10 protein-coding genes are annotated in these 13,306 nt (G+C 62.1%); 5 read left to right on the top strand and 5 right to left on the bottom strand.

The features are described from left to right. Positions 1-238 precede the first annotated feature (238 nt). Positions 239-1,285, top strand: a complete 1,047-nt coding sequence (locus HEQ22_RS02100; RefSeq protein WP_432769551.1) for an AraC family transcriptional regulator — start codon at positions 239-241, stop codon at positions 1,283-1,285. Here HEQ22_RS02100 and HEQ22_RS02095 read toward each other — a convergent pair. Together HEQ22_RS02095 and HEQ22_RS02090 are read right to left on the bottom strand one after the other, a co-directional pair. Next, a complete protein-coding gene (locus HEQ22_RS02095; protein WP_432769550.1) occupies positions 1,282-2,502 on the bottom strand; it encodes an alpha-hydroxy acid oxidase in 1,221 nt (406 codons plus the stop codon). The two genes, HEQ22_RS02100 and HEQ22_RS02095, sit on opposite strands and share 4 nt — an antisense overlap. Positions 2,503-2,538: 36 nt before the next feature. After that, the gene (locus tag HEQ22_RS02090) at positions 2,539-4,044 is read right to left on the bottom strand and encodes a cytochrome P450 (RefSeq protein ID WP_432769549.1); all 1,506 of its coding nucleotides are present in this window, start codon (positions 4,042-4,044) and stop codon (positions 2,539-2,541) included. Between HEQ22_RS02090 and HEQ22_RS02085 the strand changes: the two genes are divergently transcribed. Then, on the top strand, positions 4,043-4,750 hold the full coding sequence (locus HEQ22_RS02085; protein WP_432769548.1) for an ester cyclase: 708 nt from the start codon (positions 4,043-4,045) through the stop codon (positions 4,748-4,750). The two genes, HEQ22_RS02090 and HEQ22_RS02085, sit on opposite strands and share 2 nt — an antisense overlap. Further along, complete coding sequence (locus HEQ22_RS02080; RefSeq protein WP_432769547.1) at positions 4,750-5,796, top strand: aldo/keto reductase; 1,047 nt, start codon at positions 4,750-4,752, stop codon at positions 5,794-5,796. Before HEQ22_RS02085 ends, HEQ22_RS02080 begins: the two co-directional genes overlap by 1 nt. A 186-nt stretch (positions 5,797-5,982) precedes the next feature. Here HEQ22_RS02080 and HEQ22_RS02075 read toward each other — a convergent pair whose 3' ends face one another. Genes HEQ22_RS02075 through HEQ22_RS02065 form a run of 3 tightly spaced genes read right to left on the bottom strand, consistent with a single transcriptional unit; the run spans position 5,983 to position 10,942 of the window. Further along, positions 5,983-7,575 (bottom strand): SGNH/GDSL hydrolase family protein, encoded by a 1,593-nt coding sequence (locus HEQ22_RS02075; protein WP_432769546.1) that lies wholly within the window; start codon positions 7,573-7,575, stop codon positions 5,983-5,985. A gap of 56 nt (positions 7,576-7,631) precedes the next feature. Next, positions 7,632-9,149 carry a hypothetical protein gene (locus HEQ22_RS02070; RefSeq protein ID WP_432769545.1) on the bottom strand — a complete coding sequence of 506 codons (1,518 nt, stop codon included), beginning with the start codon at positions 9,147-9,149 and terminating at the stop codon, positions 7,632-7,634. A gap of 14 nt (positions 9,150-9,163) precedes the next feature. After that, positions 9,164-10,942, bottom strand: coding sequence for a hypothetical protein (locus HEQ22_RS02065; RefSeq protein WP_432769544.1), 1,779 nt, complete (start codon positions 10,940-10,942; stop codon positions 9,164-9,166). Positions 10,943-11,161: 219 nt separating this feature from the next. Between HEQ22_RS02065 and HEQ22_RS02060 the strand changes: the two genes are divergently transcribed. Beyond that, on the top strand, positions 11,162-12,493 hold the full coding sequence (locus HEQ22_RS02060) for a sensor histidine kinase (protein ID WP_432769543.1): 1,332 nt from the start codon (positions 11,162-11,164) through the stop codon (positions 12,491-12,493). A gap of 44 nt (positions 12,494-12,537) precedes the next feature. Then, positions 12,538-13,170, top strand: a complete 633-nt coding sequence (locus HEQ22_RS02055) for a LuxR C-terminal-related transcriptional regulator (RefSeq protein WP_432769542.1) — start codon at positions 12,538-12,540, stop codon at positions 13,168-13,170. The last annotated feature ends 136 nt before the right edge of the window (positions 13,171-13,306 follow it).

The raw sequence follows: 13,306 nt of genomic DNA, 5'->3' as shown, positions 1-13,306 counted from the left end.
ACCCTCTCCTCCTCATTATGGCATCGTCGGCCTTTGCGGCGCTATCTGCCTTCGTCGCAGCGTGCATCGACCATCCTCGGGGCAAACGACAGGGCGCGACGTGCCACGGGAAAGCCGTTCGGGACAAAGCGACAGGTTCGGCAGGAACGCGACATTTCCGGAACGCCCATCAGGCCGAACGTGACATCGGTACTCGATTGGCCTATTCGTCGCACAACGATAAAATGATGAGGGTCGGGTGGCTGAAACGGAATCGAAATCCGGACTGACCGGGTGGGTCTTGGCAATCGTGCGAGCGATGCAGGCGAGCGGCATCGATCCCGACAAGGTGTTGAACGACATCGGCATGGACCCGTCCCGTCTCGAAGGCGGCTACGGTCGCTATTCACAGGAACAGATCAGCCTTTTATGGCGCGAAGCCGTTTCGCTGTGCGGCAATGATTTCGCACTTCGGGTCGCCGCCGAAGTCCGGCCGTCGACGTTCCATGTCGTCGGCTATGCGATGAGCTGCTCAGCCACGCTGTCGCGGGCGCTACACCGTTTCGCTTTCTACTGCCGCCTCATCTCGGACTCCGCGACCGCGACGCTCACCGAGTCGGGCGAACAGGTCACGCTCTCGATCTTCTTCGATACCGGCGGCGCGCCGCCGATCTATCAGACGGTGGACACGGTCCTCGCCTCGGTGCTCGGCTATCTGCGCTGGATCGCGGGGATCGAGATCACGCCGATCGCGGTCAGCCTCGCGCATCCGAAGCCCCGCCAGAGCGACGGGCTCGAAGCCTTTTTCGGTTGCCCGGTCACTTATGGACAGCCCGAGGATATGATCATCTTCGCGCGCGCCGATCTCGACCGTCCGATCCTGGTTGCCGACGAGGAACTCGCTTCGCTGCTCGATGGCGTCGCGAACCGCTATCTCGAAACGCGCATGGCTGGACGCTTTGCTGTCCGGGTGCGCGACGCGCTGGTCGCGCGAATGCCCGACGGGATGGTGCGCAAGAGCGATATCGCCAAGAGCCTGCACATGACCGAGCGCACTTTGCTGCGTCGGCTCAAGGAAGAAGGAACGACCTTTTCCGATGTTCTCGACCGGGTCAGGCTGCAACTCGCCTTTCAATATCTGAAGCGCAGCGACCTAGTCATTCGCGATATCGCCTATATGCTCGGCTTTTCCGACGAGGGGACGTTTTCGCGCGCGTTCAAGCGCTGGACGGGCCGCCGGCCGAGCGTCGTTGCCCAGATGAAAGCCGACGAAATCGTCGAGGTCGCGCGCAAGCTAGACCTCTAGGCCTGCCGCAGCACCGCGCTCACGCGCTCGGCGTCGCCCGCCGCCGCTTCCGCAGCCAGGAATGCCGGCGCGGTTCCCGCGAGGCGAAGATGCTCGCGCCCGATGTCATCGATCGACGCACAGCCGATGAGCGCCATCGTGCGCAATGTTTCCTGGTGCATCGCCGAAAGCCAGCGCTCGACACCCTGCGCCCCGAAGGCGGACAGCGCGTAGAGATAGGGACGCCCGGTCATGCAAGCGCGCGCGCCCATGGCCAGCGCTTTTACGATATGGCTGCCGCGGCGAACACCACCGTCGAGGATGACCTCGACCCGGTCGCCCACCGCATCGACAATATTGGCGACGAGATCGATAGTAGCGGCGCCACCGTCGAGCTGGCGGCCCCCATGGTTCGACAGGATCACCGCCGTCGCCCCCGCATCGGCGGCGCGAAGCGCATCATCTGCGCATTGCAGACCCTTGATCGCAAACGGACCGCCCCAATAAGCAGCGATCTTCGCAATGCGTTCCCAGCTGATGTTCGCCTCCATCTTTGACGCAAAGAAGGCGGCGAGCGTGGAGAGATCGCCTTCGCCGCCCGCGGTGACGTTCGGCAGCGAGAATTTCCCGCCGCCCAGATATCCGAGACACCAGCCCGGGCGGCTTACAAAGGACGCGAGCGATGCCGGTGTGAGGCGCGGCGGAACCGTGAGGCCGGAGCGCAAGTCGCGCTCGCGGTTGCCCGCAACGATCGTATCGACGGTCAGACAGAGCGCATCGAAGCCAGCGGCTTTGCAACGGTCGATGCTGGCAAAGTTCAGCGCATCGTCGGCAAGCAAATAGAGCTGATAGATCTTCGGGCCCGTGCTGATCGCCCCGATATCCTCGATCGAGGCGGTCGCCATCGTCGACAGCGCATAGCCGCATCCGGCACCCGCCGCAGCAACCGCCACGCCCTGCTCGCCATCGGGATGGAACATGCGGCTCATGCCCGTCGGCGCAAGGATCAGCGGCCACACAAGGTCGCAGCCCAGAACGCGCGTTGCGGCGCTCACCTGCGTGACGTCGGTCAGATAACGGGGAACGAGATCATAGCGGTCGAACGACGCGACATTCGCAGCCGCGGTCTTCTCGTCGTCCGCTGCGCCGCTGATATAGTCGAACAGCGGCCGCGGCAGGCGCCGCCGTGCCGCCTCCTCATAATCAGCGGTGCCGAAGCACTGCGCCAGCCTTGGCATTTCGCCTCTCCCCTGCTGCAGCCCTCGAAAAACGGCTCAACTGCGCGCGCGGAAACGAACCTTGAGATGATGCGGCCCCCGGGCAAAATAGGAATCGAGCCAGTCGACCTCGTCCGAGAGCGGCTCAAGTAGTTCGAAACGCTCGAATACGGTTTCGAGGGCCGAGCGCGCTTCCATCCGCGAGAGGTAGTTGCCGAGACAGAAATGCGGCCCCTGCCCGAAGGACATCAGCGGGAATGCGATCTTCCGGTCGATATCGAAGACCTCGGGATCGGCGAATTTGCTTTCGTCGCGGTTCGCCGAAGCGAGCAGCGGCATCACCGTCGAGCCCTTCGGGATTTTCACCCCGCCAAGCTCTGTGTCTTCCATTGTGTGGCGGAAAAGGATCTGGACCGGCGGATTGTAGCGCAGCACTTCCTCGATCAGCGCGGGAATGAGCTCGGGATTGGCGCGAACCCGGGCATAGACTTCGGGGTGCCGCTTCAATTCGACCAAGGTCGTGCCGAGAAGGTTGGTCGTCGTCTCGACGCCGCCGATCAGGAGCAGGATCGACATCTGAATGACTTCGATCCGCGACATTTTCTCGCCGTCGATCTCGGCCACGATGAACTGCGAGATGAGATCATCCTGCGGATCGGCCGCGCGCTCGTCGTAGAGATCCTCGAAGAAGGCGCGGACCTTGTCCGAGCTGTCCTGGATTTCGGCGAGCCGCTCGGGGCCGTAGGCGGCGCGGTTCGCCGCCGCGAGGATATTGTCGACCCAGATCTTGAATTCGGCGCGGCGTGCGGTCGGCACGCCGAGCACCTGTGCGATAACCGTGACGGGATAGAGCGCGCAGAAATCGGTCGCGAAATCAAATTCGCCCTCTTGGCCGTGCTTCGCGATGATGTCGTCGATCAGCTCGTTTGCAACCTCATAGGTCCGGTCGACGAGGATCTTGATCTTCGAGGGCACAAATGCCTTGTTCGCGAGCTTGCGGAGATGGACATGGCCCGGCGGGTCCATCGAGATCATTGGCGGCACTTCGGGTACCGGGTCATATTCGCCGAGCAGCGCCGGCCAGAACATCGAGCTGCTGTAGAGCTTGCCGTTCTTCAGCAGCGCATCGACGTCCTCGTAGCGGGCGACGCCGAATGCCTGGAGCGAAGGCAGCCATGTCACCGGATCGTCCCGGCGAAGCTTGGCGTAAAATGGATAAGGTTCCTGCTTCACGACCGGATCAAGAGGATCATAGACCCGTTCTTCGCTTCCCGAATCGTCGCTCCGGTTGAGGAGGGTCTCGCTCATAAATCTCTCCGCATGCGGGACGGCACCGGGCGCCATCCTCTTTCTTGTTGGCGCTAAGCCTATGGGCAGCAACGCCTGCCCCGAAGGGCCAGCCGTGCCAAGAAAAAGCAGAGGGTGCCAAAGAATTGGACCCGCTGGCACGTTCGGCCTCGCCGTGACCCCTTCTGCCGTGGCAAAGCCCTTGTAGAAGGATAGTTTGCCGCGACGCAGAACGGGTTCAGCCCGCGCATTGCCGGACGAGAGAGGAAGAAACATGCATTTTCTATACGCGGCCCATGTCACCGACGAGCATTTGACGCCCGACCAGCAGCGCGTGCTGCGCGGCCTTCGTGCGCCAACCATGTCGACCGGCGTCGACACGCCCTCGCACAATGCGCGGCCCAAGGATTTTAATAGCGCGCAAGATTGGGTCACCGCTTTCTTCGACAAGGGCGCGGAAGAAGTGCTCGGCTATTATGCGGACGACTTCGTCTGGGAAGACATCGAGTTCATGCAGACGATCACCACCAAGGAGGATCTCTACAAAGCGTTCGTCGTCTTCAACAATTCAGGCCCGGAATCGCCGTTCGGTGTCCACAAGTTCGAAGTGCTGAGCTATGACGGTGATCGCTGCCCGCGCCAGCATGCCCAGACGCGGCAGGGCCCGACGCCCGGCGAATTCCCAGACGAGATCTATCGCCGCTACGCCGACAATATCTTCCTCGGCGCCGACTTCGAATATGACGAGTGGGGCTATATGCAGTGGATCTGGAAGGCCACGCATAACGAGGATTTCTTCGGCATTCCCGCCGCGGGCAAGACGACCTACACGCGCGGCACCACTACCCAATTTTATCGCGACGGCAAGATCGTGCGCTGCCGCACGCACTGGAACTTCCGCGAGTTTGCAATGCAGCTCGGCGTGATCCCCTTCCCCGACGACGCCTGGCGCAACAATCCCGGCCTCGGAGAGCAGAGCTGATGCGCTACCGCCTGCTCGGGAAAAGCGGCCTGCGCGTATCGCAGGTCGCGCTCGGCACAATGACGTTCGGGACCGCGGCCGACTGGTCACGGCCCGAGGCAGAATGCCGGCCGGTGTTCGACGCCTTTGCCGAGGCCGGCGGTAATTTCATCGACACCGCGAACATGTATACCGGCGGCGAGAGCGAGTGCATCGTCGGGCGGCTGGTCAAGGCCGATCGCGACCGCTTCGTAATCGCGAGCAAATATGCCAATGCGGTTCCTGGCAGCGGCGACCCCAATGCCGCCGGCATGCATCGCAAGAGCTTGACGCGTTCGCTCGACGCAAGCCTCAAGCGCCTAGGGGTCGATTATATCGACCTCTATTTTGTGCATTGGTGGGATTTCACGACGCCGGTCGAGGAAGTCCAGCGCGCGCTCGGCGATGCGGTCAGCGCGGGCAAGATACTCCACGTCGGCCTGTCCGACGTCCCCGCATGGGTCGTCTCGCGGGCGCAGACGTTCCACGAACTGCGCGGGATGGTGCCCGTCACCGCGATGCAGCTCGAATACAGCCTCGTCCAGCGCTCGATCGAACGCGAGCATCTTCCGCTCGCCAAGGCGCACGACATCGGCGTCACCGCATGGTCGCCGCTCGCGGGCGGCATCCTAACGGGCAAGTATACGCGCAATTCCGCCAATGCTGGAAGTAAGCGCATGGACAGCATGCAACTCCAGCCGCTCGATGCACGCAACCGCGAGATTGCGGTGGCGCTCGACGGCATCGCAGACGAGCTCGGGGTGACGTCGGGCCAGCTTGCGCTCGCATGGATGATGTCGCGCGGTGTAATTCCGATCGTCGGCGCCACGCAGGCCGAGCAGCTTAACGAAAATCTGGCTGCCGCCGCAATCACGCTCGACGAAACGACGCTCAAGCGGCTCGACGATGCGAGCGCCTTTGATGCCGGACATCCTTATTCCATGCTGGAATGGGACATGCCAATGGCCCTTGGCTATGGCGGAATGTTTGATCAGATCGACATCCCGAGGTTTCCCGGTAGAAGATAGGCGTAACTTGGCCGATAGCAGTCTGTCGGCTTCTGGCTGCTTATATGGGTAAGCGGTCATTGCTCCCTTGGTCGCGTGTTTCAACGGCCCTTGACCGCTCGCGGACGACTACTGGCCATCGCAGCCTCTCCGCAAGCGGCTCGAAGTTACTCGATCAGAACTGATCTTAGCTGCCGATACCCCATGCTATTCACCGTCGTCGGGCAGTCGGTTGTCGGGAATGCCGAACGTCTGCACTGGCTTGCCCTTTGCACTGGCCGCAGCGGCCGTGATGGCCTTGCTGGTGGCCATTTTGTCGGCGGCGCTGAGCGTGAAGGCGGGACTGACCTTTATGGCCCGGATCGCCCTCAACGGCTGCGCGCCGCGCCGCGCCTGAACGATCTGGGTGCGGGCGCTCAGCTGTTCGGCGGCGGCGGCGGCGCGGGCCGCCTCCTTTGCCTTGATCTTCGCCCATTTGATCGCGATGTCGCGCACCGCGCCGCGCAGCTGCGCTTCGTAGACGGGCTGATAGATTTCGCGGTGGCCGCGCCGGTTGGGATGGACGATCCCGAACACGTCGCCCTGTACCCAAAATGTATCGAACAGCCCATTGTTGAAATAGGGCGTTTCATTGTTGCACAGCCCGTTCCGCCGTGATTCGGCCATCGTGCCGCCGACATAACGAAACTTGGGAAAATCGGAGACCGTGGTCCGAACCGCATTGTTGAGCGGAACCAGGAACGCGGAATTCATTGCACTATGTTCGGCATCGCAGAACTGGCCATCGGCGCCGCGCATCGGGTCGGGATATTCGGACACCAGCACCCGGTCATAGGTGAAATTCTGTTCGAACGCCTGTTCCAGGCTGCGATACAACTGCGGCACGTCGTTCGCGATCGTCGTGCGCAGATTGTTATATTCGGTGCTGTCAGCCTTGAACTCGAAAGGCAGAACGAAGAATTTTTCGACAAAGAGGCCGAAATTCACGTCGTTGCCGCCGCCCGACACCATCGCGATATTGAGTTCGGCATAGCCATTGTCGCCCATCCAGTCGCGCACCGCAGTCATCTGTGGCGGGACGACGCGCTGCAATTCCTCGCCTTCGCCGAACCAGGTCTGCTTCTTTTGCGACAGCATGATGCCTTCGGCCACTTGTGCGCCCGAGCAGGCGACATTCTTGAAAGCGATCGCCATGCCGGGAAATTCGCTCTTGATAGTGCGGACGGCCCGCGCCTGTCCCGAATTGCCGCTGCGGTGACAAATCTCGTTGTCCCATCGGTCGCCGCTCGCATAAGGCGATCCTTCGCCGCTGGAATAGCTGTCGCCGAAGTTGGCGATGGTCAGCTTGTCGGGCATCGCAAAGCTGACCAGCGGCGATGTTGAGACATTGGCGCCGCGTTTCTTGACTAACTTGTAATAGACCGTCCGCCCCGAACTGATGAGGGCGGCATTGGTGTCGGTCATGTTCGGCCGTCGGTTATCGCTATGCGGAAAAATGAAATTGCCGCTCGCGACGCCCTCGCCGTTCACCGTATCGAGCCGGACGCGCGCCTGCGCCGCCGACCCGCCGACGGTCGCCGACGTGATCGCGGCGCCATTCTCGCCATAGATGACCCACAGTTCGGTGTTGGCGTTGGTTTCGCCGCCGGTCAGCTGGATCGACAGCTTCATGCTGCGGTCGCCGGGTCCGAACGGCGTGTTGTCGTACGAGACAAATTCGGTCGCCGGCGCCTGAGCGATGGCGGGGATGGGAGCGAGCGTAAAAAGGGGCGCCGTGCAACACAGCAGGGCGAAAGTCATTCGACGGTTCATATCTGGACTCCTTGTAAAATTGTTCAAAATCAGCGATGTGGCGATCAACCCAGGACGATCGGCGGGACCAGTTGGGCGGGAACACCTCCAGCGGTGGCGTACATGATCGCGGCGAGCGCGAGCGTGGGGTGGGTGATGCACACTTCGCCATCGGCAAAGACGTTCGGAAGCCCCGGAATCTGCGACGTCAGCAAGAATGTGCCGAGCTGCGCGGCGATCGCACTGGCATAGAGCAGCGCCATGATGATGAAGCAGAGGATCGCCAGCAGCGCGGCGATCACGCCGGGCGACAGGGCGGCCGTCGCCGCGGCGAGCGCGGGCGCCGCGACGACGCCCAGCGGCCCCGCCGCCGCCGCGAATTCTGGACTGAGCGCCGCCAGCGCCGCCAGCGCACCGCCCCAGGCGGCCGAGGCTTCGCCGACCAGATTTTGCGCCGCCAGATCGCGCGCGCAAGCCGCAGTGATGCACACCGTCGCGCCGAACGGGATGCCGATGCCCTGAATGAAGGGGATGGGGGCGCTGTTGATCGTCCATTTGCCCTCGACCAGGCATTTTCCGAACGGTCCCAGAAAGGCAAACAGGTCGTCGCTGAATTCCCTGATGAACTCGAGCGCCTTGGTGACGTCTTTCGCCAGCAGCTTCAGCTCCTTGATCGGTAGGTCGGGCAGCCTGACGTCGGGCAGATCCCAGTTGCTGGGGAGCAGATAGGCCAGCGGCTTGGTGCAGGTGGTCACCTCGCGGATCACCTCCTCGACGACTTCGGTAACGATGGTGAGCACGCCGACCACGACATCGATGAAGCCTTTGCCAAGGCAATATCCCGCCGCGCAAAGTTTGCCCGCGTCGAGGTTGAAAGACGCGGTAAAGCCGCAGGCTCCCGAGGTCAGCGCCTCGTCATAACATTCGGCATAGCGCTGGGCGGCGGTCTGAATTTTGTCGACCGTGCGTTCGACGAGCGTTGTCACCGATTCGGTCACGGTAGTCGTGGTGCAGGTCGCGGCGCGGCCCAGATCCTCGACGACCGAGAAAAAGCCAGAGGCGACCTGTTTCGCGGGCGGGGTCTTTGTCGCCACGGCGATCGCGGCAAAGGACGTCGCCATCGCCGATCGCATCTGCATGGCCGACTGCATCGCCTTGCGATCCCTTTTCAACGCGTTTTTGAGCGCGGTCACGCCAGCCTTGTCCCATGGTGCCGGCTTGGCCTTGCCGAACACGATGCCTTCGGGCGTCAGCCGGATTTCGCCGGTCGATCCCTGCAACGAGACGAACGGCATCCGCCCGGTGTAGTCGAACAGGCCCGCCTTGTTGGCGGTCTGGATCAGATAGGGGGTGAGCCCTTCGTCGAGCCGGGCGGCACGCACTTCGCCCCACGGGCCGATCATGCCGAACCCGCCGGCGGTCGGCTTGAACAACTGGCCGAACGGTTTTCCGGTATATTTCGATTTGTCCTGCATCACGGCGTGCAGCGGGCCGGGCAGAGCGAGGCTGCACAAGCCGAGCGAGGTGCCAGCCCACAGCAAAGCACGGCGATCGGGGTTAGTAACGGTTGTGGTCATCGTCATATCCTCTTTTCGGGTCAGGGGTTGGGCGACCGGATTGTTAGTTCCGCCAGCATTTCGGGCGCGGCGGTACGGGCATCGGGCATCGGCATCGCGACGTCGGCGCGTGTCATGCGGGTGAAGAATGCGATTTGCGCGAGCCGTTTGCGCGCGACGTCGGCGTTGCTCATTGGGTCGATGACATCGGTCCACAGCGTCGCCAGCTTTTCGACCTGATCGGATCGCGCCCAGGGCCGCCCCGGCAGGGCCATCGGACGTTGCGGCGTGACCAGGACAAGGACGGAGTCGCGCCGCTGCGTCAAATTGCGCTCGTTGAACAAATTGCCGACAAGCGGCACGTCGCCGAGTACCGGCGTCTTTGAAAATGTCTTGTCGTCGACCGTTTCGGTGAGACCCGACAGCAGCAGCGTTTCGCCAAAGCGGATTTCGGCGGTAGCGACGACTTTTTGGCGGAACAGCGTCAGCGCCTCGCTGAAACTGCCCGCGGGATCGGAGGTCACGAAACTGCGTCCGGTCTCGATCCGGATGCGCGCGCCATCGGCGGTGATTTCGACCGGCGTGACCTTCATCTCGATGCCGATGTCGATCGTTTCGAGCGAACCGAGATTGACCCCGCCAACCGCGACGCGGATCGATCGGCCGACGAAAAATTCGCTCTCTTCGCCGCGATAGGCCGTCAGCTGCGGACGCGCGACGACCGAGTAAAATTGCCCGCCGCGGTTGAACAGGTTCAGGTTATAATTGAGCTGCGGCACGGAGATCGATGCGGTGAGCACGCGCTGGTAGCTGTTGCCGTTGGTGCCGGCATTGTCGCGCGTGATCGTGCGCGTAGCCTGTCGGTTGAACCCATATTGCAGGCCAAGCCCGTCGAACAGGTTCAGCCCGGTACGCTCGCGATGCGTATTCTGCGCCAATATGATCGCGACATCGACCGATATCTGGTCGGGCGACGCGGCCACACCGACATCGCCGCCGCCTTCGCCTTCGAGCACCGCTGTATCGATCGCGCGCGTTTCGAGCAATTGCATGGCGCGCGCCCGGTCGCGTTCGGCATCGTCCGGCGCGACTTGAGCCAAGGCGTCCAACTGCGCCAGCGTCTTGGCATGATCGCCGACTGCGGCAGCGGTGAAAGTTGCCAGCCGCAGCGCCGACGCGTTGCGAGGGTCCAGCGCCACCGCGCGGTCCGCGGCAAGCGCCGCCAGCCCAGCATCGCCGTTCATATAGGCCGCAGCAGCCAGAGAAGCGACGGCGCGGCCGTCGCTTGGACGCAGCAGCGTTGCCCGGGCGAAATGGTCGGTCGCCTGGTCGTATTTCCCCTGATCAAAGGCGACGCGGCCGGCCATCGCCGCCGGCCAATATTGGCCCGGCTCGGCACGCGCGGCGAGGTCGTAGCCCGCCTGCGCCATATCCATCGCCTGCGCATCTTTTTCGCCGCGCATCTGCCATGCCAGCGCCAGCAAGGCCTGATTGGAGCCGTTGCGCGGCTGGCGCGACACGAGCTCGGACAGCAGGGCAATGGCGCGCGGGCCGTCGCCGCCTTGCAACGCGGCGCTGGCCTGCGACGTCAGCGCGTCGGTGTTTTCCAGCGCCAAGTCGATCGGCGTCGCCTCGCGCTTGCGAGCTTCGGCCGGAGCCGACATGAGCGCCAGCAGCGATGCCCCGACCAGCGCCAGAATAGGCACCAGCTCACCCACTTTGAGATTGGCGATCGCGGGCGACGACAGGTCGGCTAGGCTTGGCCCGCCAGCCATAGCAGTTTTCCGGCGGAATTTGGTCGGGTTGGTGACGATCATCATAAGGTCCCTGATTGCATCGAAGTCTCGGACGAGCGGCCTGAGGCTGGCTGCGCGGAGACTTACGGGACATCGGGGGGCCAAATCACTTGGCCAGGTGGGCGGGCCAAATGGCCTAGTGCAACCTCCGCGCGCCCGGCCAGATGGCCAGGGGACTTGTGTTGACCGATGTTATCGTCTGTTGATGCTGTGGGATGTGTCGCACGGGGAGCAGGACAAAGAGTGAGCACACTCGGCACCAAAATCGACGCAAGCGATCATGCGGCGAACATTTTGCGGATCGAAGGATTGGCAATGCCCATTGGCATGTTTGCCATGACCAGTGTGGTCACCGGCGTGTGGTGGCATTTTGCCGGCAAAGTCCCTGCGCCATATCTGTACGGCTGGCTGATTTACATGGCCGCGACGATCTTGATTTTGGTGACTGCCAATCTGTTCGTGACTTATCGCAAACCGCCGATTGAAGACTATGTCGGTTTTTGGGGGCCGGTAGGAAAGGCGCTCAATTTTGCGATGGTGCTGGGCGCCATAGCCAGCATCTGGATTTTGATGCCTGCCGCCGATATCGCTCTCCGCCATGTGCTGATCACGGTTTACATGGGTTTTGTGATCACCAATCTGATGATCCATGCTGAAGGCGCGAGGGCGCTATCCACCGTGACGATATTTGGCGTGTTCGGCTCGCTCGCGGTGTTCTTGCTGCTCCACCCGATGCGTTATGATTACGCGCTCATCGGCTTTCTGGTGCTAATGGCGGTGACGATGATGAAGCTTCAGCAGATTTTCAGGATTTCCACGCGCGATGCCATTGCGGCGCGTGTGGTGAGCGAACGCACGCGGGTTCAACTCGACACTGCGCTTGCCGATGTGATTGCCGAGCGCGACACCAAGACCCGCTTTTTAGAGTCTGCGTCGCATGATTTGCGGCAACCGTTGCAAGCAGCGCGAATGTTCGCCGACCAAACCCAACGCCGCCTGCCCGGCCCCCAACATGACAAGGCGGTAGAAAGCTTGCATTGGGCACTCGACGCCGCCGATCAGTCGCTCACCCAAATCCTGGAGCATCTTCGACTGGATGCAGGAGAGGTGAAGCCCAATTCACGCGTTTTCGCCATTGGCCCGCTGATTGCCCATATGGCCGAATATAATGAGCCGCATTCCCGCTTGTCGAATAGCGATATAATCGCCGTGCCATCCGGCTTGCGAGTGTTGGCCGACCCCGCCTTGGTCGAGCGAGCGATCGGCAATTTTATCGGCAACGCCATTCGCCATGCTAATGCCAGCCGGATCCTGATTGGCGCGAGGCACCATGAAGCCCGGGTGCGGATATGGGTTATCGATGACGGCGTCGGCATCCCGGGGCGCGATCGGGATATTATTTTCGATCATTATGTCCAAGGGTCCAATCATGGCGACGAAATACGGGGTGGATTTGGGCTGGGTTTGGCAACCGTCGTACATCTCGCCAAGCTGATGAATGGCACCGCAGGGCTTGATAAACGGTGGAAAAATGGCAGCGCATTCTGGCTTGAACTGCCTGCGGGAACAGATTAGCGCTGAATCAGCGCATATCCTGGCGCCGGGGCACAGCGCGACCGATGAAATCGAGTTTGATCTGCGACGACCATGCCATGATGCGCGAAGCCATGGCCGGATTGGTCGGCGTTGCCTGGCCCGAAGCAGTGATTACACGCGCAACCGATTTTCCATCGGCTTGGGATGCTATTAGCGCCGCTCCCGACATTTGCATATGCGATCTGGTGATGCCCGGCGCATCGGCTCTGGAGGGTATCGGCGAGCTGCGCGAACGCGCGCCGCTCACGCCAATTCTGGTCGTGACGGGGAGCGAGGAGGATGAACTCCTCCTGGCGCTATTTGAAATGGGGATTGCGGGTTTCGTGCCGAAAACTGCGCGCAGCGCGGTGATCGAGGCGGCGATCACCCTGGTGTTGGCGGGCGAGCGCTATATCCCGCCGCGCGTTCTCGATCTGGTCGGCGGTTCGGACGTGTCAAGAACGCCAATAGCCGGCCCCGCTGCCGCGACTCTCTCGATGCGTCAGATTGCGGTGCTGAAGTTCATCGCGGAGGGACAGTCCAACAAGGAAGTTGCCCGGTCGCTGGCGCTTTCACCATCAACCGTAAAGGCACATATTGCGGCAGCTATGGCCGTTTTGGGTGCCGCAAACCGTACAGAGGCCGTCATACTGGCTAAGCAGATCGGTGCAATCTAGGTGCTAGCTGCGTCCGCAACATCTTGAGTAGTTAAAATCGCGACAGACAGTTTGCCGTAGGAGTTGGCCGCCAGCCGACCGGCGGCTTTCGGGGCCGAAAATCGAGAAGCGGACATCGGCGATCGCCTTTCCGCGA

Source organism: Sphingopyxis sp., from assembly GCF_050916055.1.
Classification (GTDB): Bacteria; Pseudomonadota; Alphaproteobacteria; order Sphingomonadales; family Sphingomonadaceae; genus Sphingopyxis.
Note: the sequence above shows the minus strand (reverse complement) of the source record. Positions and strands in the feature narration are given on the sequence as shown.

Excerpts from the sequence above, each read along its gene's own strand:
- HEQ22_RS02070 (WP_432769545.1), bottom strand. The coding sequence starts at position 9,149 with ATGACGATGACCACAACCGTTACTAACCCCGATCGCCGTGCTTTGCTG.
- HEQ22_RS02085 (WP_432769548.1), top strand. The coding sequence starts at position 4,043 with ATGCATTTTCTATACGCGGCCCATGTCACCGACGAGCATTTGACGCCC.
- HEQ22_RS02080 (WP_432769547.1), top strand. The coding sequence starts at position 4,750 with ATGCGCTACCGCCTGCTCGGGAAAAGCGGCCTGCGCGTATCGCAGGTC.
- HEQ22_RS02075 (WP_432769546.1), bottom strand. The coding sequence starts at position 7,575 with ATGACTTTCGCCCTGCTGTGTTGCACGGCGCCCCTTTTTACGCTCGCT.
- HEQ22_RS02090 (WP_432769549.1), bottom strand. The coding sequence starts at position 4,044 with ATGTTTCTTCCTCTCTCGTCCGGCAATGCGCGGGCTGAACCCGTTCTG.
- HEQ22_RS02055 (WP_432769542.1), top strand. The coding sequence starts at position 12,538 with ATGAAATCGAGTTTGATCTGCGACGACCATGCCATGATGCGCGAAGCC.
- HEQ22_RS02065 (WP_432769544.1), bottom strand. The coding sequence starts at position 10,942 with ATGATGATCGTCACCAACCCGACCAAATTCCGCCGGAAAACTGCTATG.
- HEQ22_RS02095 (WP_432769550.1), bottom strand. The coding sequence starts at position 2,502 with ATGCCAAGGCTGGCGCAGTGCTTCGGCACCGCTGATTATGAGGAGGCG.